Origin of the sequence: Catenibacterium sp. RTP21428st1_D7_RTP21428_210409 (genome assembly GCF_040227455.1) — a bacterium.
GTDB lineage: Bacteria > Bacillota_I > Bacilli_A > Erysipelotrichales > Coprobacillaceae > Catenibacterium > Catenibacterium mitsuoka_A.
This window is the reverse complement of record NZ_JBEHVX010000001.1, coordinates 17,849-41,553: the sequence shown is the minus strand read 5'-3', so window position 1 is coordinate 41,553 and position 23,705 is coordinate 17,849. Positions and strand designations below refer to the sequence as shown.

Below are 23,705 nucleotides of genomic sequence, written 5' to 3'. Positions count from 1 at the left end.
ATAACCAATGAGCGAACGTATATATGTAATAGAAGATGATGAGAATATTCAGGAAATTATCAAGTTATCTCTTGAATCAAGTGGGTATCAAATTACCCTCTTTAATAATGCGATAGATGCTATTGTCGCAATTCATGAAGATACACCTGATCTTGCAATATTTGATGTCATGCTACCAGAATTAGATGGTATTTCAGCCATTAAACAGATTAGAAAGACTAATACAACTTTACCTATCTTAATTCTTTCTGCAAAGGATCGTGAAATAGATAAGGTAAGAGGTTTAGATTCAGGCTGTGATGATTATATGACGAAACCATTTGGAGTGCTGGAACTTGCTGCACGTGTTCGCTCATTACTTAGAAGAAGCCAGCATCATTCAAAGGTTATTAAGACAACATCTTTAGAAATTGATAAGTCTAAGCATATTATTTTAAAGCAGGGTGAAAAACTTGAATTAACTCATAAAGAGTATCAGTTATTACTCTATTTAGTAGAAAATAAAGAACGTGTTGTAGAAAGAGAAGAACTTTTAAATAATATCTGGGGTTATGATTTTGTAGGCGAATCAAGAGCCTTAGATGTTCATATTCGTTCTTTACGTGCAAAACTTGGTGATGATGGACATCATTATATTAAGACAATCAGAAGTGTAGGTTATCGTTTTATTGAGGATGGTCAATAATGAGACAATCTATATTGAGGTATTTTATCTCACTTTTATTAGTATCTCTATGTATCTGTAGTGCAACGAGTATATTTATTATTTCTGGTTCAATGAAAGAAGATTCCGAAAGAGAAATGATGTATTCTGTAAAACTTATAGAATATAATCTAGACTACTCTAAGGATCTCAATACACAGATAGAAACACTTAATCCACTTGCTTTCTCTGATGATACAAGAATATCTATCATAGATGAAAAAGGTAAAGTTCTTGCAGATACATATAAGAATGACATCTCTTCTAATCATTTGAAAAGAGAAGAAGTACAACAGGCACTTCATTCTTCAAATCATGAAGGGTATGCAATGAGACGTTCTGAGACAACCAATCAGCCACTTCTCTATGCTGCATATTATAAAGATACCCACATTATAAGATTGTCCATCCCTTATTCAGGGGTATGGGGTTATTTTCCAGAACTTGCTCCTGCATTTGCGATTTCTATACTGATTAGTATATTATTTTCATACATAGTTGCACGTAAACTCTCTAAGAGAGTCACTCAGCCTTTGACAGAAATCAGTGAGTCTCTTAATAACATGACTGAAGACTATCGTTTTGAACTCCCAACAACAGATTATGAAGAATTTACACCTATTATTGATACAATAGAAAAACTTTCTCATCGATTAAGAAAATCTATGAGAGAAACAAGATTTGAACAAGATAAGATCAATGCGATATTAAGAAAGATGGAGGAAGGCTTCATCTTACTTGATGAGAATGGCATGATCTTAAGTGTCAATGATAGTGCTATAAAGATTCTAGGACCTTTAAAAGAAAAGGATAACTTAATAGATCATATTACTTATCCTAATCTTATAAATGCGTTAAATAGTGCACCTAAGAAACAGCGTATAGAATTAAAGATTCATGATTTTGATTACCAATGTGCAATCTCCTGCCTTCCATTTGGTACAGCACTCTTCTTTGTAGATATTACTGCAATGAAGAATTCACAGAAGATGAGAGAAGAATTCTTCTCTAGTGTATCTCATGAATTAAAAACACCTATTACAGCTATTAGAGGTTATAGTGAATTATTATCACAAGGATTCATCAATGATGAAAATCAGAAGAAGATGATGCTTTCTAAGATTCAAACCGAAGTGACTAATATGTCTTCTTTAATTAATGATATCTTGATGTTATCTAGACTAGATAGTGATGATTTGATTGTTGAAAAAGTTCCTGTTAAGATGCAGGCATTAATGAAAGATATTTCTGAAGATTATGAAGGTCTATTAATAAAATATAATGTAGAGCTTCATATAGATGTAGAACCCATTACTTATATTGGAAATGGATCTCAAATAGAAACATTGATTTCTAATCTTGTAAGTAACGCTATTAAGTACAACAAAGAAGATGGTCATGTTTATGTTCATATTTATAGTAAGAAAGATAACATGATCATTGAAGTCAAGGATACAGGTATTGGTATACCTCTTGCAGACCAAGGCCGTATTTTTGAAAGATTCTACCGTGTTGATAAGGGACGTAGTAGAATCAAAGGTGGTACAGGTTTAGGTCTTGCCATCGTTAAGCATATTGTTTCTTATAATAAAGGAACAGTGAAATTACATAGTCAATTAGGAGAGGGGACTTGTATTACGATTACTCTTCCTAACAAATCATAAGCTGTCATCGTACAGCTTTTTTAATTAATTTTTCTAGACACCTATTAATAGTTGTTCTCCAGCACTTACTCAATACATCTTTTGATGGATAGTACTACAATATAGTTGTCCAAGGAAGGGTATGTTGATATGATTTTATTTCTATTATTTTTAGTTTTACTTGTACTAGGCATTGTGTATTTCATTAAATTAAAGAAAAACAATGAACCAAATGATAAGGCAAAAAAGACTTTAATGGCTTGCTTGCTTTCTTTGTATTATTTGTGATTCGCTGTGTATCAGTGGATGCATTTGTGATGCTTGGCTTCATCGCTTTTGTATTAGGCATCGGTTATCTTGTATATTACTTGTTTAAGAAACAGCCTAAGAAAAAAGCATTATGTATGATTCTTGCAGGTTTCTTGGTTTTTGCATATGCAGGCAGTATCAGTGATCCAGAACCAATTGAATCTTCACCTGAAGTAGCTACTACAAAGGAAGCTAAGAAGAAAAAGAAAGTAGAGAAAGTAGAAGTTGCTGATTTGAGTCAAACAGATGCACAGGCTTGGTGTGATCAAAATGGATTCCAGTTAAGTAAAGAAGAAGATTTCTCTGATAGTATTGCACAGGGAGGATTTATTAGTCAATCACCTCAGGCAGGTACACAAATAGAAAAGGGAAGTACTGTCACTGTTCATTATTCAAAAGGTAAAGAACCTACTATGGAAGATAAGAATGCGCTCGCAAAAGCAGAATCTTACTCATCTATGATGCATATGTCTAAGGCGGCTATCTATGATCAGTTGACTTCATCCTATGGGGAAGGTTTTCCTGCAGAATCAGCACAGTATACAGTGGATCATTTAGTAGCTGATTATAAGGCAAATGCATTAGAAAAAGCTAAGGATTATCAGACAAGTATGAATATGTCTCGTTCAGCTATCTATGAACAGTTAACTTCAAGCTATGGAGAAAAATTCACTGCTGAAGAAGCACAATATGCGGTTGATCACCTACCACAGTAACTCTTTTAATAAAAGTATGAATGAAGCACAAATAAGTGCTTCATTTTTTGAAAATACACAGTTATTCCATAATAAATATGTATAATGCTTACAGGTGATAAAGCATGAAGATACTCTGGTTAATCGCACTTTTGTTGACAAGTGGGTGTTCAACACGTGCCAATTCAAATTATATTGCACAGGAAGTAAGAACATTCTATTCAGGTATGTTGAATGGGGAAGAAATTTCTATTACATGTGAAGATAGAGATTATAAGACAGCTTTCTTTAAAGAAATGAATAAGAACCTACATAAGAAGGAATTTAAGGATATTGATTCTTATGTAGTAAAAAAGAATTTAGATATTGCTTATACAATGAAGAAGGATAATAAGATTGTGCGTTGTTATCATGGAAATATGAAGACAGGAGAGAATTCTTCTCTTAAGTATTTTCTTACAATTTCAGTTCCTAATAATGATTTAAATAGTCCACGTGTAGAAAAGTCTACATTTACTTTTTCAGATAAGCGAAATGTTGCGATAAGTATAGAAGTAAACCAGGGTGATCATTATTGTAATGCTGTAGTGAAGGATACAAAAACTGAGAAAACTTATAAAGAATTTAAATATCGTTTTGACTCACAAGTCTAGAGTAAAATCTAGGCTTTTTGTGTATAATATATATAAGAGCGAAAGGAGATTGAAATGAATAGCGCTAAATTTTATAAAGTATCTTATGAACAATTTCAAACAGGAATGGAAAAGGAAGATGTAAAGGACATCTATGATGCGATTAAGCTTCCACGTCGTGCAACTAAAGGATCTGCAGGATATGATTTTTATACACCTATTGATATACATTTAGAGCCTGGAGAAACAGTAAAGATTCCTACAGGAATCCGTTGTGAAATGAATGAAAGATGGGTATTAATGATTTATCCTAGAAGTGGTTTGGGATTTAAATATCGTCTACAGTTAAATAATACTGTCGGTGTAATTGATAGTGATTACTTCTATTCAGATAATGAAGGTCATATCTTTATTAAGATGACAAATGATTCAAATGAAGGAAAAGTAGTTGATGTTCAGGCTGGCCAGGGTATTGCCCAGGGAATCTTCATGACATATGGTATTACTGAAGATGATGATGCCATTGAAACACGTAATGGTGGATTTGGATCAACAACTAAATAATTTATGAAATATAAATTTCTTCTTGCAATTATGTTACTTCTTTCAGGATGTAGTACACCTCCTAAAGAAGAAGTAAAGAAAGAGACACCAAGTGTTTCTTTTGTTGCTGTAGGAGATAATCTCTATCATCAATGTATGCTTGATGAAGCCAAGACTTCTAGGGGTTATGACTTTTCAAACTATTATAAGAATATTAAGAAGTATATCCAGGCAGATTATTGTTTTGTGAATCAGGAAACAATATTAGGGGGGGAGGAAAACCTTCTGGTTATCCTCTCTTTAATGCACCTGATAGTGTGGCAGATGATTTAGAAAAGGTAGGATTTAATATAGTGAATGGTGCTACCAATCATGCATATGATCAAGGGGGGCATCTGGCATACTACATTCTATCCAGGTATTTAATAAACATCCTCAGATGACTTATTTAGGACTCTATGAGAATGAAGAAGAGAAACAGAATATTAATATAGTAGAAAAGAATGGTATTAAGATTGCATTTCTATCTTTTAATCAATATGTGAATGGTGTGACTTATCAGAAACAGTTACCTTATATGATTAATTTTCATGAATCCACTATGATGGAGAATATGAAAAAAGCAAGAGAGAATGCGGATATTGTGATAGTATCCTGTCATTGGGGTATTGAGTATGATTATCATCCTAATACATTCAAGAAGAATATGGCTAAGCAGCTTGCAGGTGCAGATGTGATTATTGGAACACATACACATACATTACAGGATGTAGAATATATTCAAAGAGCGGATGGTAAGCGTACATTAGTTGCTTATAGTTTAGGTAATTTTGTAAGTGGCATGTTGGAAGAATCATGTCAATTAGAAGGTATGCTTTCTTTTGATATAGAAAAAAAGAAAATTAAGAACGTGGTCTTTACACCATTTGTGAATTACTATACTTTAACAGGCAAAAAAGAAAGACATGATTTTTCTGTTTATCGTTTGAAGGATTATACGAATGAGTTAGTAGAGAAGCATGGTTTTCCTAATCTGACTATTCCTCATATGAAAGAAGAAGCAAAACAGAAAGTAAAGAATATCAAAATTGATATGTAAGGCATTCTTTGGAGGTTTATGATGAAGGATTATAGACGTTATCACTGTGATGAGAATAAACTTATTGATTATGGATTTAAGAAACAGGAGCATAATTATATATATAAGAAAGATATACTAGATGGTGATTTCAGGATAGAAGTCATTATAAATAGTATTTTAGATGCAAAGGTTTATGATACTGATACAGATGAAGAATATACAAATATTCATCTGGTAGGTAAGCAGGGAAAGTTTGTACAAAAAGTGAGAACTGCATATGAAGACTGTATAGAGGATATATTGAATCATTGTTTTGTATATGATTATTTTATTTTTCCTCAATCTAAACGTTTGATGCATCTTATTGAAGAAAAGTATCATGTTCTTCCAGATTGTCCTTTTACTAATGGTGATTCATTTGTATTTAGAAATAATGATAAGTGGTTTGGACTTATTATGCATACAGACTATTCTAAGTTTTGTGATAAACAAGGAGAAATAGAATGTTTGAATATTAAGATTTCTATGGATACAGTGAATCATCCTTCTATCTATCCAGCTTTTCATATGAATAAGAAACATTGGATCAGTATACTATTAGATGAAACATTGAGTGATGAAGATATCATGTCTCTTGTTGATCAAAGCTATCATACTACTGTGATATGTGAAGATTGGGTTATTCCTGCTTCTCCTAAACGTTTTGATTTAATAAAGGCATTTCATCAAAGCGATTATATAAGATGGCATCAGAAAGGGAATATTCATCAAGATGCGAATGTATATATCTATTATGGTGCTCCTTATTCTGCAATTATGTATAAGTGTCAGGTAGTAGAAAGTAATGAAACAAGTATGCTTCTTAAACGTCTAAAAACATATGATCCTACTCTTTATCCATTGGAAGTACTTAAGACATATCAATTAAGAACTATAAGAAGTGCTAGGCATATTCCTAAAGAATTAAATGAGTATATAGGAAATACCGATAAATAAGTGAATTATCTAGTAAATATGATATAATAGGCAAAGGCAAAGGGGGCTTTGGGAATGAAAGTAGAATATTATAAAGAGTACAGTCCATGTCTTGAAAGAGATATGGAATATAAGGTGTATGGACATGCGGGAACACCTATACTTGTATTTCCATCACAGAACGGTAGATTTTTTGATTTTGAAAACAATGGCATGGTCGCTACAGTAGAAGACCTTATTGATAATGGGAATATACAATTATTCTGCTGTGATAGTATTGATCTAGAAACATGGAGTGAAGAAGGCGGTCATGATGTTGGATCTCGTTCACATATGTTAGAACAATATTATCATTATATTGTAGATGAATTAGTACCTAGAATTATTGATATTAATGCGATGTGTGGTACACATGCAAAGGGTATTTATACTACAGGATGTTCATTAGGTGCATCACATGCAGCTAATTTCTTATTTAGAAGACCGGATATTTTTAGTGGATGTATCGCATTAAGTGGATATTATGATAGTGATTTATTCTTTCATGAGTATGTGGATGATAATGTTTATCGTAATAGTCCTATTAAATATATTGAAGGTATGAGTTATGATCACCCATATGTAGAAATGTATAGAAAATGTCGTATCGTATTATGTTGCGGCCAGGGTGCTTGGGAAGACGAAATGGTTCGTTCAACTAGTAGAATGAAAGAACTATTGGAATATAAGAATATTCCAGCATGGATTGATTTCTGGGGATATGATGTAAACCATGATTGGGATTGGTGGAGAGTACAGTTCCCATATTTTGTAAAGAGAGTAATCTAGGAGGAGAAGAATAGATGAACGTCGTATTTATATCACCACATTTTCCAGAATATTATCATAATTTCTGTTCGCGTTTAAAAGATCGTGGTGTGAATGTATTAGGTGTTGGAGATTGCCCATATGATATGATCAGTGATGACACAAAGAATTCATTGACTGAATATTACTATGTAGGTTCTTTAGAGAATTATGATGAAGTATATCGTGCATGTGCTTATTTCTCTAGTCATTATGGAAAGATTGACTGGATTGAATCTGAAAATGAATACTGGCTAGAATTAGAAGCAACATTAAGAAGAGACTTTAATGTGACTACTGGTCCACAGATTCAGGATATGCGCTGGATGAAATTTAAATCAGCTATGAAGGAAGTATATAAGAGTGCTGGTTTAAAGGTGGCTGACTATATTAAGTTAGATACACTTGATGAAGCTTTAGAGTTTACTAAAAAGAATGGTTATCCAGTGATTGTAAAGCCTGATAATGGTGTAGGAGCAACTCATACTTATAAATTGAAAGATGATGAAGAATTAAAAGACTTCTATAATCATAAACAGGATTATATTGATTATATTCTAGAAGATTTTGTGCCTGGTGATGTTGTAACATTCGAAGGTGTGACTGATAAGGATAAGAATATTTTATTCTCTACAAGTCATTATATGGATACTTCTATTATGGATACAGTCAATGATGCATCTGATATCTATTTCCATTCTGAACCTGTAGAAGGTAAACCTATTTATGAAATTGGTGAAAAGGTTGTTAAAGCATTTGATACAAGAAGCCGTTTCTTCCATTTTGAATTCATTAAATTATCTGAAGATAAACCAGGATTAGGTAGAAAAGGTGATTTAGTTCCTTTAGAAGTGAATATGAGAGCACCAGGTGCTTTTATTCCTGATATGATGAACTATGCTTATGATGTAGATACATATACTATTTGGGCAGATATGATGATCTATAATACTTGTTTCTATGAAATTGAAAGAAAGTATTATGTAGGTTATGTAGGAAGACGTCTTGGTATTGATTATGAATTATCTGATACAGAAGTTGCTGATAAGTATAGAGAATATATCAAGATTGAAGCAGATATTCCTCAGGTTCTTGCACAGGCTGAAGGTAACCATATATTTGTTTTCCGTGCTAAAACTAAAGCAAAGTTAAATGAAATTACTAAGGCGATTATTGCACATAAGAAGAAAAAGGCTGCATCTAAGAAAGCAGTCAAGAAGACAGTGAAAGCTGTGGCTAAAAAGGTAGAAGAAGTTAAAGAGCCTGTAAAGGAAGTAGTGAAGGAACCGGTTAAAAAGACCGTAAAAGCTGTGACTAAGAAGGTTGAAGAAACTAAAGAACCAGTTAAAGCAGTTGTGGAAACAAAGAAAGCAGAAGTAAAAGCAGCTGTAGAAGATACAGTAAAGGTAGTAGAAGAGAAGAAAGAAGAACTAAAAGAAGTAGTTAAGAAATCTCCTCGTGCTAGAAAAGCTGTTAAGAAACCTAGACATAAATCTAAAAAGCGTTAATTAAGAAACTGTGATGAAATGATTTCATTTCTGATCAGTTTTTTTCTTTATTTGTTTTCTGTATATACAATGTGTTGACTGTTAATTGAGTGATGTTTATAATAGTTGAGAAGGAGTTTATGAACTATGAAAAAAACAACACTAACAGTGGCGACAGCACCCAAAACAAGCACTTTTCAGATGCGTATTAATCCAGAAATCAAAGCACAGGTAGAAGGAATCTATGCACAATGTGGTATGACACTTACTGATGCTATTAATGCATTTATTCAGCAGTCTATTAATGTAGAAGGAATGCCTTTCTTAGTAACCGCAAATAGTAAACAGGCATTAAGAGAACAGGCAATCTCTCAGTTAATGATTGAATTAGATAAAGGTGAAAAAGCACCTGCAGATGATAGTATTTCTGAAGAAGATATCTTAAAAGAATTTGGAATTGAACTATGAATCTAAGATATACAAGACAAGCACGTGCTGATTTAAGAAACCCTATGCGTTTGAATCCAAAGATAGTGAAACTATGTGCTGTATTAAAAACACACCCTGAAATAGGTGGTCAGCTATCTAATAGAACTGGATGGACAACAGATCTTTATTATGTCATTGCAGGAAAATATAGTATTTTTTATAAATATGATCATGACACAGTAACAATCATCCGTATTCTAACAAATGAAGAAAAATATATGAATGTCATTTTTGGTGATAAGTAAAAAAGGATTGAATAAACTCAATCCTTTTTTAGTGCTTCTTCCATTGTTTCTTCACCAAGAAGATTATCAGATACCTTGATCTTATAGACAGAACTTAAGATACATTTATTATATATGTCTGGTAGTTCTGAGTCTAAATAATTTGTCTTAAGGATACGCTCAAATACGTCACAATACATATTATAGAATTCAGATAATTCTTTCTGACTCTGTTGTAATTGAATAAGCTTAGAAATCTCATCTAAAGAGAAGACCGACTTTAATAAACAAATTAATGTGAAATAAGCAATCTGTTCTCTTTCATATTTCTTCTTTATAGGTGCTTTTACTAGCTTATGTTTGACATAGTTATTGATCATTGTTTTTGTGATAATAGCGTCATTGTCATTTTTTAAGAAAGACAAACTCTTTTCTATAATAGATACAACCTGATCTATATAGAGTGGAAAATCTGGTATTTCTTCCCATCTAGAAATATGTACATTATCGTAATTCATTTTCATCACCTACTTAAAAACTATCATTTATTGTATTTGTTGTCAAATCATCTAGACTATAAAACAAACTGTATATATTTTTCTTTATCTGCTATAATTTGGTTGGTGATGAAAATGAAAAACAAATTTAGTTTAAGATCAATTATAGTCATTATTGTGTTAGTTATTGTTGTGTTTGTGGGTGGTATGTACTTTGGAGGACGTAGTACACCAGCTAAAGAAGAAATCACTTCAACAGCTTTAACACAGAAAATAAGAGATATTAATGAATTAGCTGTATCTGAATATGATTATACAAAAGTAGGGAAGTTTTCTAATTCATTAAAGTTTAATGGCTGGACTGTTCCTTTAACACAGAAGTCTTTCTTAATTACTTATGAAGGTAAGATGAAAGCAGGTGTTGATCTTTCTGATGTACAGGTAGAAAAAACAAATAATAAGATTATCGTGAAAACATCTGCAGTAAAGATCTTATCTAATGAAATCAATGAGAATTCTATTAAGGTTTATGATGAAACAAAGAACATCTTTAATCAGATTTCTATTACAGACTATAAGACTTTCGCGAAAGAACAGAAGAAGAAAGTAGAAAAAGAAGCGATTAAGAATCAGTTCTTAGAAAAGACTGAAACTAAAGTGAAGAAAGCCATTAAAGATCTTATTTATATGACTGTAGATCAAGAACAGTATGAAGTAGAGGTAGAAGTGAGTGAATAAGCTAGAAGTATGTTGTGGCAGCTATGAGGATGCAATGAATGCATATCATGGTGGTGCGAAAAGAATTGAATTAAATAGTGCGTTAGCGTTAGGTGGATTAACACCTACTATTGCATCATTAGAACTTATTAAGAATAATACAGATCTAGAAGTTATTTGCATGGTAAGACCCAGAGGTGCAGGATTTGTATATAATGAATTACAATCTGAACAGATGATTATCGAAGCAGAAGAACTATTAGAACATGGGGCTGATGGTATTGCGTTTGGGTTCTTGGATCCTGATGGTAAAATCAATAGTGCACGTACAGGTGAAATGGTCTCTATTATTCATAGTTATGGTAAGACTGCAGTATTTCATAGAGCTTTTGATGTATGTGATAATCCAGATGCAACAATTCATAGATTAATTGAATTAGGTGTGGATAGAGTACTTACAAGTGGTATGAAGTCTACTGTGAGTGAAGGAGTTCAGCTTATTAAGGAACTGCAGGAGAAATATGGCAATCAAATAGAAATATTGGCAGGTTCTGGAATTAATGAAACAAATGTCGTAGACATTATTCACTATACAGGTATTCATCAGGTTCATTCTTCATGTAAGAATTGGAGAGCAGATCCTACTACAGCCAATGATTATGTATCATTTAGCTATAATGGTATTAACTATGATTATGTAGATAAAGAGAAAGTGAAGAGAATGGTTTCACTTGTAGAGGAGGCTTAATTATGCAGCAGTATTGTGAAATTGCGACACCTAAGGGTGTTATGAGAGGATTCTTCCATGTGCCTCATAGAAAAGAATTCCCTGTATTATTAATATTCCATGGTTTTACAGGACAATGCACAGGAACTAAGTTTTCCTATGTTTCTTTATCACGTTTATTAGAAGCGCAGGGTGTCGGTACTTTAAGAATGGATTTTCTAGGTAGTGGTGAATCAGATCTTACCTTTAAAGAAATGACATTTGATGATGAATTATCATGTGCACGTATTCTATTAGAAGAATTAAAGAAGATGCCTCAAGTAACAGATATATATGTCTTAGGACATTCTATGGGTGGTGCAATTGCGAGTGAACTTGCTAAAATTTATCCTGAAGATATTAAAAAACTTGTATTATGGGCTCCTGCCTTCAGTTTACCAGATTCTTTAGACTATCTTACAGGATCAGTAGAAGAAGCACCTGTTTATGATCATAATGGATTTGAAATCAGCGATGCTTTTGTAAAGGATATGCTTCAAAGAGATTTCTATAAGAACTTAGATACATATAAGAATGATTTATTAGTCATTCATGGAACTGAAGATAAAACAGTACCTTATGCAATCAGTGAAAGATATACAAAACTATTTGGTAAGCAGATGATCTTCCATCCAGTTGTTGGTGCATCTCATAATTATGATAATGCGGATCATATTCATGAAGTTCTTTCTACAACTTATAAATTCTTAAAAGAACAGGTTATGTAAGCCTGTTCTTTTTTAAAAAAGAGTTGAGTTATTCAATATTTAATAAATTTTCTCATCTTGAAAACTATTCTTTATTGAAATGAAGACGAACTATGATATAATCTAAAAATTGAAAGAGGTGCGATTATGAATATTAGAAATATAGCAATTATTGCTCATGTTGACCATGGTAAAACAACATTGGTTGACCAGCTTATTAAGAAATCTGGAACACTTGAAGCACACGAAGAACTAGCTGAACGTGCTATGGATAGTAACGCTTTAGAAAGAGAACGTGGTATTACTATTTTAGCAAAGAATACAGCTATTCATTATAAAGACTATAAGATCAACATCATGGATACACCAGGCCATGCTGACTTTGGTGGAGAAGTAGAACGTATCATGCACATGGTGGATGGTGTTTTACTTGTAGTTGATGCTTATGAAGGTACAATGCCTCAGACTCGTTTCGTATTAAAGAAGGCATTAGCTGCTCATGTTAAGCCTATCGTTGTTATCAACAAGGTTGACCGTCCAGTTGTAAGAATTCAGGAAGTTATGGATGAAGTTCTTGAATTATTTATGGAATTAGGTGCTGATGATAATCAGCTTGATTTCCCAACTGTTTTCGTTTCAGCATTAAATGGTACAAGCTCATTAGATCCTGATATTAGTACTCAGGTTCCTAATATGGACTGTTTATTTGATATGATTATCAATGAAATTCCTGCACCAGCAGTAGATGTTGGAGGTGGTTTACAGTTACAGCCAGCTTTATTAGACTACAATGATTATGTAGGAAGAATTGGTATTGGTAGAATTCAGAGAGGTTCTATTAAAGTAAATGAAAATGTTGTATGTTTAAGAGCAGATGGTTCTAAGACACAGTTCCGTGTTCAGAAGTTATTCAGTTATTTAGGTATGCATAGATTTGAAGTAGAAGAAGCAAGTGCTGGTGATATCGTGGCTGTTGCAGGTTTAGCTGACATTGGTGTTGGTGAAACAATCTGTGAACCAAGCTGTGAAGAAGCATTACCATTACTTCATGTAGATGAACCAACAATCCAGATGATTTTTGGTACAAACACTTCACCATTTGCTGGTCAGGATGGTAGGTTTGTGACTGCATCTAAGATTGAAGAACGTTTATTCAAAGAAACAAACAAGGATGTATCTTTAAAAGTAGAACGTATTCAGAATAAAGAAGAATGGATGGTAAGTGGTCGTGGTGAATTACACTTATCTATCTTAATTGAAACAATGAGAAGAGAAGGATATGAATTACAGGTATCTAGACCTCATGTTATCTTAAAGGAAATCGATGGTGTAACATGTGAACCATATGAAGATGTAGAAATCGAAGCACCAGATGATTGTATTGGTTCAGTTATTGAATCATTAGGTTTAAGAAGAGGTATCATGGAAAACATGGATTCTATGGATGGTATGACTAAGGTTCATTATATTGTACCTTCTAGAGGTTTAATTGGTTTCATGACTAACTTCTTAACAATGACTAAGGGTTATGGTATTATTAACCACTCATTCTTAGAATATCGCCCATTAGAAGGTGAAGCAGTAGGTGAAAGACAGTTAGGTGTTCTTATTTCTATTGAAACAGGACAGACTACTGCTTATGCACTTGGTGGTGTAGAAAGCCGTGGTGTGATGTTTGTTGGTCCAGGTGTAGAAGTATATGAAGGTATGATTGTTGGGGAACATGCAAAGGACAATGACTTAGTAGTAAACGTTACTAAGGGTAAACAGCAGACAAATACACGTTCATCTACAAAAGATACAACAGTTGTATTAAAGAGACCTAGACACTTCAACCTAGAAGCTTGTCTTGACTATATTAATGAAGATGAATTAGTAGAAGTCACTCCAAACAATATCCGTTTAAGAAAGAAATATCTTTCTGAACTTGATCGTAAGAGAGCTTATAGATCTAAAAATTCAGCATCAGAATAAGGGGAGTAATGAGAATTACTCTCTCTTTTTTTAACAGGAGTACGTTATGAAAATTAAAGAACTCACAACTATTGGTTTTAAACCAACCCCTAAAAAAGACTATTATTACTACATTCAAGATCATTTTTATTTATTATTACAGGTATTACCTCATCATAAAATAGCTTTATTATTGACTACAGAAGATAGTAAGCATCAAAGAGATATACTAGAACAACTCTTTATTAAAAGAGATGATGTAGAACGTATATATTCTAATGAGAAAGGTGCAGGACTTGTTTTATCTAAGCGCATTAAAAAAGAAGAGTTAGAGAATATTATCTTAACACTCAAGAAAGAAATTAATCAGTCACCACAATGTCATCACTGTCATCAAAGCAAACCATTAAATGTCTATTTATTAGATGATGAAATAGATATATTATGTTCTGACTGCTTTAAAAAACATGAACGTATTACCAAACACACTGCTTCACCACTTGGAATACTTGGTGCTTTTATTGGTGCAGTCATTGGAGGTATTATATGGGCTTTTGGTTATAACCTAGGTTATATCATCTGTCTAGATGCCATACTATTATCATTGCTTAGCTTTATTGGATATAAGAAGCTAGGACACTATATTGATCAAAAGGCAAAGATTATTATTTCTTTAATAGATATTCTTGTATTATTCTTTGCACAATATGCTTCATGTGCATTCTCTGTTCAGGCAGCCTTTAAACGTATTGGTACATCAAGTGTTTCATTTATTCAGGCATTAGTTGTTGTACCAGGGATGATGTTTGATTCAAGTCTGATAGGATTACTTCTTGTGTATTTACTTTATGGTCTTATTTTGATGATCATTACTTTGATTATTTTGTTTATATATGACAAGCGTAAAAACAGTTACTATTTTACATATAAATGTATAAATGGTGAAAATAGTTGATATTTTCAAGAAAAATGGTTGATTGTAAAAGGAAAAGTGTTATATTAAAGGTGGTTTTTATCATACTAGGAAATGGAGGATACAAACATGAAAACAAAAATTGAAGTACAGTTCATGAATAAAGATGTTAATGTGTCTGATATCGAAAAATTAGTTAAAGAAGATATCAAAGCTAACGGAATCAAGCTTAACACTCTTGAAACTTTAGAAGTTTACTATAAACCTGAAGATAGCGCAGTATATTATGTAGCAACTACAAAAGATAAAAAGGTTTATGGTGTAAACAACGATCCATTACATATTTAATGTAAAAGAGGCCTTTATAAGGCCTTTTTTTGTTGCTTGGTATATAATAAGAAAAAAGAGAGGAGATACGCTTATGAATTATAATGACTTATATTTCATAATTTCCATTGCGTTACAGCTTCTTATTTTCTTTGAATTAAGAAGACAATCAAAAAGTCTCATGATGTTACTTATGAGTTTCTTGATTACTGTACTTTGTATCTTGTTTTTCTATTGTAGTGTAAAATGTAAAACACTAGTCTCTTTTGGTATGTTAGTAGTTGTATTTCTTATGTTCCTATGGAATGTAAATTATCGTTTCAGAAAGATTCTAAAATGAGAGATTATCTCTCATTTTTTTTACGTAAAGAATTATGTTATAATGATGTTGTAGAAAAAAACAAGGAGGCAGACTATGAAGAAGGTAATAGGAATCCTGGCTACTGCATTAATATTAAGTGGCTGTGGATCATCATCCGATAATCATGAGATTAAGAAGACTTCTTTCATGAAAGAAGGAAAGAATAGTTTATATGCTCTTTATAATACTAAGGGGCAGCGTTATACCAAAGATATGTATAAGACATATACACCTTTTGAAGGTGGATATTTAGTGACTAATGAGAGTGATCAGACTGGTTATATTTCTAATACAGGTAAAACAATTATTAAACCAGGACGTTATACAAGCTTAAAAACACAGGGTAATATGCTTGTAGGTGAATCTCAGCCACAGACTGGACTTTATTTAAGTGCATCTTCTCTTAATATGACAGAAAACACTTTAACACAGGTATTTGCGAATGATGCTGTTGTATGGTCTACAAATGATAATGATGTCATTGATATTAATCAGGAAGGCTATGTTTATGCAAAACATGCAGGGACTGCAACACTTACTGCAACTAAAGATAATGCGTCAGTGACTTGTGTGATTAAGGTAGAAGCATTACATCCATATCTTTCTCAGGAATCTTTAGATGTATATACATCAGAACCTGCTACACTTACAGTGAATGATTTTGGTGCACGTACAATTGAATGGAAGTCTAAGGATCCTAAGATTGCAACAGTAGACAATGGTGTCATTCAGGGATTAAAGCCTGGTAAGACTACAATAATCGCAAAAGTAGGGGATGATACTTTAAAGTGTAAGATTAAAGTAAAACGTAAGACTTTAAAGATTTCTCAAAATGAAGCAACACTTTATACAGGTGAAGAAGGTCAGTATGGCATTGAAAATGCATATCCTGATATTAAGTGGGAAACAAGTAATGCGAATGTAGTGACTGTTGCTGATGGACATATCTGGGCTATTAATCCAGGTAAAGCGACTATCAAGGCAACAAGTAATGGTCAGACAGTTAAATCTAAGGTGACTGTAAAGAAGAGAACACAGAGACTTGATCAGACTAAGGTGACTCTTTTAACTGAACAGAAGGTTGTATTAAATGTATTAGATAAGAAGAATCCAGAAGAAGTTGTACAATGGAGTTCTAATAAGAAAAAGATTGCTTCAGTCAATGAATTTGGTGAAGTAACAGGTTTAAAGAAGGGTAAAGCTGTTATTACTGCAAAGGTCGGCAAGAAGAAATATAAGGCTACTATTACAGTAAAGAAGAGACAGATTAAGATTAATCCTTCTAAGACTACTATTGAAAAGGATCAGCATATCTTCTTACAAGTATTAAATAAGAAGGATGAAGATCAGGCAGTATGGACTACAAGTAATGATCAGGTTGTGATTGTAGCACCGGATACTGGAGAGATTGCAGGTGTGAAACCTGGTAAGGCTACTATTACTGTTCAGGCTGGTAATCAAAAGGCTAAGGCTAAAATTACTGTTAAGGCTAAACCTCTTTCTTTAAGTGAAACTAAGATTGAGATGGATGAAGAATCTGATTATGGTCTTTCTATTAATAATTATGAAAATCAGAAGGTTAAATGGACAACTTCTGATAAGACAATTGCGACTGTAGAAAATGGTACAATTCATGCGAATAAAGCAGGAAAAGTGACTATTACTGCAACGATTGATAAGAAGGATTATACATGTGATGTTACAGTTCATAAGCTTATTAAAGTGATTGATCAGAAGGAAATGACTGTTATTAAAGGTGGACAGGGTCAGCTTTCTGTGACTAATGTAAATCCTGAAGAGGTTAAATGGGATTCAAGTGATTTGAATATTGCGACTGTAGAAAATGGTACTGTATATGGTATAAGAACAGGTAAAGTAACTATTACTGCAACTATAGGTAAGAAGAAGCATATAAGTGAAGTAACTGTTATAAGAAATCCAGAAACAGAAACTAAAACAAGAGCGGCCGATATTTCTTTAGGTGGTATTGAAGTACTCAATACAAAAGGTAAGGTTCTTTATAAATCATCTACTAAGAGCGGTTTATTAAAGACTGATCTACCTGTTATCGTAAAGGGTAAGACTTATAAAGTTGTAAATAATGGTAAGACTCTATATGCTGGTAAGAAGAAGGTTTACTATGCTTCTAGTATAGATGATGCATCTATTGTAGGTTTTGAAGATTCTATTAATGTTTATTTAAAGAATGGTAAGAAATCTTCTATTAAGGAAGTAGGTAACTATTCTATTCTTGCATCACGTAAGAATCAGGCTATTTTATATGATGCAGATAACCAGAATACATTAGCTGTAATTGATACTAAGATTTATTCAAATGATTATGTACTAACTGGTGCAGAGATCACAAACAAAAACAATATCGTATTAACTGCAGATGATACTGTCAGTCTTTATAGAAAGGGAGAGATTGTTCCTACAAACTCTAACTTTAAAGACAATACACATTTCATTTCTAGAAATAAGAAGATTGCCTATGGACCTCATACAGTTTATAACGGTAAGAAGACAAGTGAATTAAAGAATGTACAGGTTTATCCATATGCACATGAATTAACGGTGTCTCGTTATCCAGGTTTTGTAAAAGGTAAAGGCTATGCTTATTATGACTTCAATGGTAAGAAGGTCAGTCCTTATTATCAGGAAGCCAATCAGTATGATGAAAACAAGTGTGCTATTGTACAGCTTAAAAACGGTAAGTATGAATTAATTAATGCGGAAGGTGAAAATGTATTAAAATCATCATATCCACGTTTAGGATTCATCGGCAATTCATATTATGCAGCATATAATAAGAATGGCCAATTTAAGGTCTATGACTGTAATGGAAAAGAAGCACTTTCAGATGTTTATACAAAGATTCCTGAAAAGGCAGCAATTGTCTTTGATGGACATCCATATCTTGCATTAGAAAAGAATGGACGTTCTTATATCTATGATGTAGATAATGATATGAAGGAAATTTACTCTATTGAAAAAGAAATCGTTCTTCATGATGAAGGCTATTTCACAATTGGAGATCAATACTATACTCTTACAGGTCAGAAGATCAAATAAGGGGGAATTCTATGGCAATTTTACTCGCAACTTTATTAACGTTTGTTGGATTGATGTTAACATTCCAGCTGATTTACTTTGAAATCAGCCGTAAACGTGCATTAAGAGTGAATAACTTAGTGTGGTTTGAACAATTCAATCGTCCTTTCAACTATACAGGAACAGCAAGCATGGTTGTATTATGTATTATCTGTTATATGATTGGTGGTACAGATGCACCATTCATGTCAGCACTGTGGTTCTTAGAACTCATTATCTTTGTGGCATGTGGTGTGATTGCGGATGCAATCGTACAATTTATTATTATTAAGTATGGTAAGTTCAGATGTCGTCAGCAGATTCAATCAGCTACACATCTAATGAAAGAAATTGAAGAATTAAAACGTGGAGATGAAGAAGACTATGGTTATGAAGTCTCTGCACCACTTTATGATGAAGTCGCTATTACTAAGAGCTATGTTCATCCAGAAGATCATTTAGCCTTTATGACAGTGGATAAAGGGCAGTTTGTAAAGGATTATAAAGATTATCCAGCAGCAACATTTGATATTGAACCTTATACTGAAACAAGTGAAGTAGAAGCAACTCTAGAAGGATTACCTGTTAAGGCAACTAAATTGACAGAATCTAACCTGCTTCCATTTAAGGATGAACGTATCGATGTATTAATGGATCAATTCTCTAACTATGATAAGAATGAAGTATTACGTGTACTTAAACCAAATGGTACTTTCATTGTGAATCAGAATGGTAGTGAAAACCTTCATGAATTCTTATCTATGTATATGCCTTTTAAGATGAGAGGTGTATGGGATATGAACAGCTGTGCAATGACTCTTGCTGAGGCAGGATTTGAAGTTGTAGAAACTAAAGAAGATAAAGGTTATATTCGTTTCCATAATCTTCGCCAAATACAGACTTATTTCCGTAAGGTGGCTCCAGAAGTGGCTGAAAATGTCGCACAATATAAGAGCTTCTATATGAATGCATTAGATCAGATTAAACAGAATACATATTTCCAGTTGACAACATATCGTTTCTTAGTTGTCGCAAAGAAGAATTTCTAATAGGCTTTCTTAATTGAAAGCCTTTTTTAAATAGGGGGATTTTATGAATACATATGAGCATAAAAATGATGTAAAAAATAGTATTGTAAGAGTAATAATTGCTGCACTTCTGATTATTATTCAGGTATTTATGATTGTGAATCTTGCGATACATCTTTCTGAATACTATGCAGCTTTTGATACAATCATGAGTATAATTGCCTTTATATGTGTACTACGTATTTATGGTAGACCGGATAATAGTGCTTTTAAGCTATCTTGGATTGTTTTGATTCTCATCTTTCCTGTCTTTGGTTTAGCTATATATATCTTGTTTGGTAGACCTTCATTGTTGAAGACAGTACAGAAGAAGTTCAATAAAGTAAATGATGATCTCAACAGTTATAAGATTGAAACACAAGGTTATGAAGAACTTCAACAGAATGATCCTCTTCATGCCACAGAAGCTTATTATCTACAATCTTTGGGTTTTCCTACTTTTAATCATACAAAGATAAAATTCTATAGTTCTACAAATGATGCATTGGAAGCACAACTACATGATTTAAATAACGCTAAAGAATTCATATTCATGGAATATCATGCGATAGAAGATTCAAAAGCATGGAGACAGATAGAGGATATCCTTGTAGAGAAAGTAAAACAGGGTGTGGATGTAAGAGTTTTTTATGATGATATGGGAAGCGTAGGATTTATTAATAATAAGTTTAGAGCACGTCTTCATGATGAAGGTATACAATGCCGTGTATTTAACCCTATCTTTCCTGTTTTAAATCCCTTTATGAATAATCGCGATCATCGTAAGATTACTGTCATAGATGGTCTAATAGGCTATACTGGTGGTTATAATCTTGCCGATGAATACTTCAATTACACACATCCTTATGGACTATGGAAGGACTCTGGAGTAAGATTAGAGGGTGATGCAGTAGACTCTCTCACAAAGATATTCTTTGAGATGTGGCAGACATCAAGTAAAGAAGATAATGAAGACCTCACACTTTATTTAAAAGGTCATAAAGTATCAGGAGAAGGATATATCATCCCTTACTCGGATACACCTTTAGATGATGAAGAAACAGGTGAGAATGTCTATTTAAATATGATTAAACATGCTGTTGATCATATCTATATCACTACACCATATCTGATATTAAGTGACGAAATGCAAAGAGAACTTATTCTTGCATCAAAAAGAGGTGTCGATGTAAGAATCATTACACCTGGTATTCCTGATAAAGCAGTTGTCTTTGCAATGACTAGAAGCTATTATTCACATCTTGTGCAGGCAGGTATTCATATTTATGAATATACTCCTGGATTTATTCATTCAAAACAATGTTTGGTTGATGATCAGGTCGGTGTTGTTGGTACAATTAACTTTGACTTTAGAAGTCTTTATCTACACTTTGAAAATGGATGCTGGTTTACACATAATCATGCAGTCAAAGAATTAAGAGAAGACTTCGATGAACTATTTGAAATAAGTCAGGATGTATCAGAAAAGTATATAAATACAAGTGTTGTATTAAGAGGATGGAGATGTATTTTACGTTTCTTTAGCCCTCTTATGTAAGGAGGTACTATGTTTCGTTTTAAACCTAATAGAAAATATACACAGATATCTATTTATGTAGTACTTACTGTCATTGCAATCTATCTTGTGATTGCAGCAGGAAGTAACATATCAGATATTCTTTTGTTTCTTAAGAAGGGATTGGGATTTTTAAGCCAGGTATTTACACCATTACTCATTGGTTTTGTGATTGCCTATTTATTAAAGCCAGTAGTAGAAAAGGTAGAATCATCTCTTAGAAATGTTTCTTATTTTAAAGAAAAGAAGAAGTTAACTCATCAGTTATCTGTTGTGATTACTTCTTTAATTGTATTATTTGTTTTTGCGTTATTATCTACTTTTGTGATTAAAAGTATTGGTAAAGAACTTGCAGTCACACGGTTTAAGGATATGAGTGATTTCTTACGTATTGTCGCAAAGAATGTGAATGAGATTTATGAGGCAATCATCGTACAGCTTAAATCTATGAGTATTTCTACAGTACAAGTACAGCAGTTCTTAAAGACAGCAGTTGATGGTGTTACAAGTAATCTTCTAGGCGGTATCACTAAAGTGTCGGACTTCTTCACTAATTTACTATTCTCTATTATTTTTGCGATTTATTTTATGCTTGATGGAGAAAAATTATGGAATTATTGGAGTAAGAGTATTAAAGCTTTTACAAGTAGGAAAGTAGACACTGCTATTCATCAATTATTAATTGATATTGAAGGTGTATTCTCTGGTTATGTACGTGGTCAGGTGATTGATGCTTTTCTTATGTTTGTCATGGTAAGTGTAGCATTTGGCTTCTTGCATGTTAAATTCTGGATTGTGATTGCATTATTAGTTGGTATAGGTAATCTAATACCTTATGTAGGCCCGTTCCTTGGATATGCTTCTATCGCAATTATTGGTCTTGTGACAGCTGATTTACATATGGCTTTAAGAGCTTTGATTGCATTACTTATTATTCAGGGGGTAGATGGTAATATTATTAACCCAAGATTATTAAGTGCAAGTATTGATATTCATCCTGTACTTGTTATCGTATCACTTATTTTCGGTAGTATGATTGGTGGATTCTTAGGAATGCTCGTTTCTGTACCAGTAGGTGCATTATGTAAGATCTGGTTTGAAAGATTAGTAGAATATCGTACGGAAACCAAAAATGAATTAGAGGAGAAAGAAAATGGAATTTAGATTTAATCCATGGATGTTAGATGTAGATGTTAATGCAACACAGCATGACTATAGTAAAAATGATTATTCTAAAGAGAAACAATTAAATGAAGAACTAAAGAAAGCTATGTCTTTCCAGCAGTCTCGTATCTTTGAAACATTAGGCGTTGATCCTGATAAGATTCTTGTCGAAAAGATTCCTTTAGAAGGTTCTCAGAATGTTTATAAATTCTCTTTTATCATTAAGGGAAAACTTCTGACAATCACAAATATGCAGGCGGCAGTATATAGTGATGAAAAGGTGTTTGGACCTGAAATATTAGATCATGTAGAAGTTGTAGATATCCCAAAAGGTGGCGTAATGGTCTATGAAATGGGTAATCTTGCATTAGCTTTTAAACACCCTGGACATACAAAAGAATGGAATTGTGGTTCTGTTTTAGGTGTCGGATTTATACAATTATAAAAAATTATTATCAAAAAAATAGCGTATATATCAATACTTTTGTAAGCGTTAGTAAAAAATAACATAAAGGTATAGAAAAAATTAGGATTTGTGATATAATAAGACCATATTCATAAGGAGGAATTTTTTAAATGGAAAAATTATCATTCGTAGTATCTGACCCAGTAGGTTTACATGCAAGACCTGCTACAATCTTAGTAAACCAGGCTAGCAAATTCTCTAGCAATATTAACTTAATCTATAACGGTAAGAGCGTTAACCTTAAATCAATCATGGGTGTTATGTCTTTAGGTGTTCCAACTAAGGCTACTGTAGAAATCGAAGCTGAAGGTGAAGACGAAAAGGACGTAATCGAATCTATCGCTAAGGTTATCAAAGAACAGAAAGTTGCTGAATAATATACTTTTGTTTTTGACAGTGGATTTTATCCACTGTTTTTTTTACACAATTTTTCCCATATTTACTCCATAATAACGCAAATATTATTTCTTA

At 32.8% G+C, this 23,705-nt stretch carries 27 protein-coding genes; 26 read left to right on the top strand and 1 reads right to left on the bottom strand.

Translation table 11 applies throughout. The annotated features are described in order from the left end of the window. The first annotated feature begins 7 nt into the window (after positions 1–7). The 13 genes from ABUA27_RS00195 to ABUA27_RS00140 all read left to right on the top strand — a co-directional run bounded on the left by ABUA27_RS00195 (position 8) and on the right by ABUA27_RS00140 (position 9,648). Positions 8–685 carry a response regulator transcription factor gene (locus ABUA27_RS00195; RefSeq protein WP_006507030.1) on the top strand — a complete coding sequence of 226 codons (678 nt, stop codon included), beginning with the start codon at positions 8–10 and terminating at the stop codon, positions 683–685. Positions 686–777: 92 nt separating this feature from the next. Next, positions 778–2,367 carry a sensor histidine kinase gene (locus ABUA27_RS00190; RefSeq protein ID WP_192923985.1) on the top strand — a complete coding sequence of 530 codons (1,590 nt, stop codon included), beginning with the start codon at positions 778–780 and terminating at the stop codon, positions 2,365–2,367. Between the two features lie 263 nt (positions 2,368–2,630). Beyond that, on the top strand, positions 2,631–3,371 hold the full coding sequence (locus tag ABUA27_RS00185; protein WP_349820014.1) for an Ltp family lipoprotein: 741 nt from the start codon (positions 2,631–2,633) through the stop codon (positions 3,369–3,371). A 104-nt stretch (positions 3,372–3,475) separates the two neighbouring features. Beyond that, positions 3,476–4,003, top strand: a complete 528-nt coding sequence (locus ABUA27_RS00180; protein ID WP_303352527.1) for a hypothetical protein — start codon at positions 3,476–3,478, stop codon at positions 4,001–4,003. Positions 4,004–4,057: 54 nt separating this feature from the next. Beyond that, entirely contained in the window at positions 4,058–4,546 is a 489-nt protein-coding gene (locus ABUA27_RS00175; RefSeq protein WP_129980810.1) for a dUTP diphosphatase, read from the top strand. 3 nt (positions 4,547–4,549) lie between these two features. Beyond that, positions 4,550–4,858 (top strand): Slp family lipoprotein, encoded by a 309-nt coding sequence (locus tag ABUA27_RS00170; protein WP_287968702.1) that lies wholly within the window; start codon positions 4,550–4,552, stop codon positions 4,856–4,858. Then, the gene (locus ABUA27_RS12670; RefSeq protein WP_288835027.1) at positions 4,843–4,968 is read left to right on the top strand and encodes a hypothetical protein; all 126 of its coding nucleotides are present in this window, start codon (positions 4,843–4,845) and stop codon (positions 4,966–4,968) included. Before ABUA27_RS00170 ends, ABUA27_RS12670 begins: the two co-directional genes overlap by 16 nt. Continuing rightward, complete coding sequence (locus tag ABUA27_RS00165; protein ID WP_288835026.1) at positions 4,965–5,624, top strand: CapA family protein; 660 nt, start codon at positions 4,965–4,967, stop codon at positions 5,622–5,624. Before ABUA27_RS12670 ends, ABUA27_RS00165 begins: the two co-directional genes overlap by 4 nt. 21 nt (positions 5,625–5,645) lie before the next feature. Continuing rightward, positions 5,646–6,602 carry an MmcQ/YjbR family DNA-binding protein gene (locus tag ABUA27_RS00160; protein WP_161220269.1) on the top strand — a complete coding sequence of 319 codons (957 nt, stop codon included), beginning with the start codon at positions 5,646–5,648 and terminating at the stop codon, positions 6,600–6,602. Between the two features lie 54 nt (positions 6,603–6,656). Continuing rightward, on the top strand, positions 6,657–7,409 hold the full coding sequence (locus ABUA27_RS00155) for an esterase family protein (protein WP_129980812.1): 753 nt from the start codon (positions 6,657–6,659) through the stop codon (positions 7,407–7,409). A 14-nt stretch (positions 7,410–7,423) separates the two neighbouring features. Beyond that, positions 7,424–8,935 carry an ATP-grasp domain-containing protein gene (locus ABUA27_RS00150; protein ID WP_349820013.1) on the top strand — a complete coding sequence of 504 codons (1,512 nt, stop codon included), beginning with the start codon at positions 7,424–7,426 and terminating at the stop codon, positions 8,933–8,935. A 126-nt stretch (positions 8,936–9,061) separates the two neighbouring features. Further along, on the top strand, positions 9,062–9,382 hold the full coding sequence (locus ABUA27_RS00145) for a type II toxin-antitoxin system RelB/DinJ family antitoxin (RefSeq protein WP_022425189.1): 321 nt from the start codon (positions 9,062–9,064) through the stop codon (positions 9,380–9,382). After that, positions 9,379–9,648, top strand: a complete 270-nt coding sequence (locus ABUA27_RS00140; RefSeq protein WP_006505231.1) for a type II toxin-antitoxin system RelE/ParE family toxin — start codon at positions 9,379–9,381, stop codon at positions 9,646–9,648. Before ABUA27_RS00145 ends, ABUA27_RS00140 begins: the two co-directional genes overlap by 4 nt. A 17-nt stretch (positions 9,649–9,665) precedes the next feature. Here the strand turns inward: ABUA27_RS00140 and ABUA27_RS00135 are convergent, their stop codons facing one another. After that, the gene (locus tag ABUA27_RS00135) at positions 9,666–10,145 is read right to left on the bottom strand and encodes a DUF1836 domain-containing protein (protein WP_238634359.1); all 480 of its coding nucleotides are present in this window, start codon (positions 10,143–10,145) and stop codon (positions 9,666–9,668) included. 114 nt (positions 10,146–10,259) lie between these two features. Between ABUA27_RS00135 and ABUA27_RS00130 the strand changes: the two genes are divergently transcribed. The 13 genes from ABUA27_RS00130 to ABUA27_RS00070 all read left to right on the top strand — a co-directional run bounded on the left by ABUA27_RS00130 (position 10,260) and on the right by ABUA27_RS00070 (position 23,611). Then, entirely contained in the window at positions 10,260–10,862 is a 603-nt protein-coding gene (locus ABUA27_RS00130; RefSeq protein ID WP_288835022.1) for a DUF4230 domain-containing protein, read from the top strand. After that, the gene (locus ABUA27_RS00125) at positions 10,855–11,589 is read left to right on the top strand and encodes a copper homeostasis protein CutC (protein WP_129980816.1); all 735 of its coding nucleotides are present in this window, start codon (positions 10,855–10,857) and stop codon (positions 11,587–11,589) included. The genes ABUA27_RS00130 and ABUA27_RS00125 overlap by 8 nt, the downstream gene beginning before the upstream one ends. A gap of 2 nt (positions 11,590–11,591) precedes the next feature. Then, complete coding sequence (locus tag ABUA27_RS00120; RefSeq protein WP_129980817.1) at positions 11,592–12,335, top strand: alpha/beta hydrolase; 744 nt, start codon at positions 11,592–11,594, stop codon at positions 12,333–12,335. 126 nt (positions 12,336–12,461) lie between these two features. Further along, positions 12,462–14,288 (top strand): translational GTPase TypA, encoded by a 1,827-nt coding sequence (gene typA, locus ABUA27_RS00115; protein WP_349820012.1) that lies wholly within the window; start codon positions 12,462–12,464, stop codon positions 14,286–14,288. A 46-nt stretch (positions 14,289–14,334) separates the two neighbouring features. Then, positions 14,335–15,222, top strand: a complete 888-nt coding sequence (locus ABUA27_RS00110; protein WP_349820011.1) for an FUSC family protein — start codon at positions 14,335–14,337, stop codon at positions 15,220–15,222. Positions 15,223–15,309: 87 nt separating this feature from the next. Then, positions 15,310–15,528: a DUF6465 family protein gene (locus tag ABUA27_RS00105; RefSeq protein WP_022425172.1), complete on the top strand. Its 219-nt coding sequence runs from the start codon at positions 15,310–15,312 to the stop codon at positions 15,526–15,528. 73 nt (positions 15,529–15,601) lie between these two features. Next, positions 15,602–15,847, top strand: a complete 246-nt coding sequence (locus ABUA27_RS00100) for a hypothetical protein (RefSeq protein ID WP_129980866.1) — start codon at positions 15,602–15,604, stop codon at positions 15,845–15,847. Between the two features lie 75 nt (positions 15,848–15,922). After that, positions 15,923–18,943, top strand: coding sequence for an Ig-like domain-containing protein (locus ABUA27_RS00095; protein ID WP_349820010.1), 3,021 nt, complete (start codon positions 15,923–15,925; stop codon positions 18,941–18,943). Positions 18,944–18,954: 11 nt separating this feature from the next. Continuing rightward, positions 18,955–20,010 carry a class I SAM-dependent methyltransferase gene (locus tag ABUA27_RS00090; protein ID WP_129980868.1) on the top strand — a complete coding sequence of 352 codons (1,056 nt, stop codon included), beginning with the start codon at positions 18,955–18,957 and terminating at the stop codon, positions 20,008–20,010. Between the two features lie 43 nt (positions 20,011–20,053). Next, positions 20,054–21,586: a cardiolipin synthase gene (cls, locus tag ABUA27_RS00085; RefSeq protein ID WP_303352523.1), complete on the top strand. Its 1,533-nt coding sequence runs from the start codon at positions 20,054–20,056 to the stop codon at positions 21,584–21,586. A 9-nt stretch (positions 21,587–21,595) separates the two neighbouring features. Further along, entirely contained in the window at positions 21,596–22,768 is a 1,173-nt protein-coding gene (locus ABUA27_RS00080; RefSeq protein WP_129980870.1) for an AI-2E family transporter, read from the top strand. After that, entirely contained in the window at positions 22,758–23,213 is a 456-nt protein-coding gene (locus tag ABUA27_RS00075; RefSeq protein WP_281082087.1) for a hypothetical protein, read from the top strand. The genes ABUA27_RS00080 and ABUA27_RS00075 overlap by 11 nt, the downstream gene beginning before the upstream one ends. 131 nt (positions 23,214–23,344) lie before the next feature. Next, positions 23,345–23,611, top strand: coding sequence for a phosphocarrier protein HPr (locus ABUA27_RS00070; protein WP_022425165.1), 267 nt, complete (start codon positions 23,345–23,347; stop codon positions 23,609–23,611). Positions 23,612–23,705: the final 94 nt, after the last annotated feature.

Excerpts from the sequence above, each read along its gene's own strand:
- ABUA27_RS00130 (WP_288835022.1), top strand. The coding sequence starts at position 10,260 with ATGAAAAACAAATTTAGTTTAAGATCAATTATAGTCATTATTGTGTTA.
- cls (WP_303352523.1), top strand. The coding sequence starts at position 20,054 with ATGAATACATATGAGCATAAAAATGATGTAAAAAATAGTATTGTAAGA.
- ABUA27_RS00140 (WP_006505231.1), top strand. The coding sequence starts at position 9,379 with ATGAATCTAAGATATACAAGACAAGCACGTGCTGATTTAAGAAACCCT.
- ABUA27_RS00095 (WP_349820010.1), top strand. The coding sequence starts at position 15,923 with ATGAAGAAGGTAATAGGAATCCTGGCTACTGCATTAATATTAAGTGGC.
- ABUA27_RS00120 (WP_129980817.1), top strand. The coding sequence starts at position 11,592 with ATGCAGCAGTATTGTGAAATTGCGACACCTAAGGGTGTTATGAGAGGA.
- ABUA27_RS00150 (WP_349820013.1), top strand. The coding sequence starts at position 7,424 with ATGAACGTCGTATTTATATCACCACATTTTCCAGAATATTATCATAAT.
- ABUA27_RS00175 (WP_129980810.1), top strand. The coding sequence starts at position 4,058 with ATGAATAGCGCTAAATTTTATAAAGTATCTTATGAACAATTTCAAACA.
- ABUA27_RS00165 (WP_288835026.1), top strand. The coding sequence starts at position 4,965 with ATGACTTATTTAGGACTCTATGAGAATGAAGAAGAGAAACAGAATATT.
- ABUA27_RS00110 (WP_349820011.1), top strand. The coding sequence starts at position 14,335 with ATGAAAATTAAAGAACTCACAACTATTGGTTTTAAACCAACCCCTAAA.
- ABUA27_RS00135 (WP_238634359.1), bottom strand. The coding sequence starts at position 10,145 with ATGAATTACGATAATGTACATATTTCTAGATGGGAAGAAATACCAGAT.
- ABUA27_RS00160 (WP_161220269.1), top strand. The coding sequence starts at position 5,646 with ATGAAGGATTATAGACGTTATCACTGTGATGAGAATAAACTTATTGAT.
- ABUA27_RS00195 (WP_006507030.1), top strand. The coding sequence starts at position 8 with ATGAGCGAACGTATATATGTAATAGAAGATGATGAGAATATTCAGGAA.
- ABUA27_RS00180 (WP_303352527.1), top strand. The coding sequence starts at position 3,476 with ATGAAGATACTCTGGTTAATCGCACTTTTGTTGACAAGTGGGTGTTCA.
- ABUA27_RS00090 (WP_129980868.1), top strand. The coding sequence starts at position 18,955 with ATGGCAATTTTACTCGCAACTTTATTAACGTTTGTTGGATTGATGTTA.
- ABUA27_RS00075 (WP_281082087.1), top strand. The coding sequence starts at position 22,758 with ATGGAATTTAGATTTAATCCATGGATGTTAGATGTAGATGTTAATGCA.
- ABUA27_RS00190 (WP_192923985.1), top strand. The coding sequence starts at position 778 with ATGAAAGAAGATTCCGAAAGAGAAATGATGTATTCTGTAAAACTTATA.
- ABUA27_RS00070 (WP_022425165.1), top strand. The coding sequence starts at position 23,345 with ATGGAAAAATTATCATTCGTAGTATCTGACCCAGTAGGTTTACATGCA.
- ABUA27_RS00100 (WP_129980866.1), top strand. The coding sequence starts at position 15,602 with ATGAATTATAATGACTTATATTTCATAATTTCCATTGCGTTACAGCTT.
- typA (WP_349820012.1), top strand. The coding sequence starts at position 12,462 with ATGAATATTAGAAATATAGCAATTATTGCTCATGTTGACCATGGTAAA.
- ABUA27_RS00080 (WP_129980870.1), top strand. The coding sequence starts at position 21,596 with ATGTTTCGTTTTAAACCTAATAGAAAATATACACAGATATCTATTTAT.
- ABUA27_RS00105 (WP_022425172.1), top strand. The coding sequence starts at position 15,310 with ATGAAAACAAAAATTGAAGTACAGTTCATGAATAAAGATGTTAATGTG.
- ABUA27_RS00145 (WP_022425189.1), top strand. The coding sequence starts at position 9,062 with ATGAAAAAAACAACACTAACAGTGGCGACAGCACCCAAAACAAGCACT.
- ABUA27_RS00155 (WP_129980812.1), top strand. The coding sequence starts at position 6,657 with ATGAAAGTAGAATATTATAAAGAGTACAGTCCATGTCTTGAAAGAGAT.
- ABUA27_RS00170 (WP_287968702.1), top strand. The coding sequence starts at position 4,550 with ATGAAATATAAATTTCTTCTTGCAATTATGTTACTTCTTTCAGGATGT.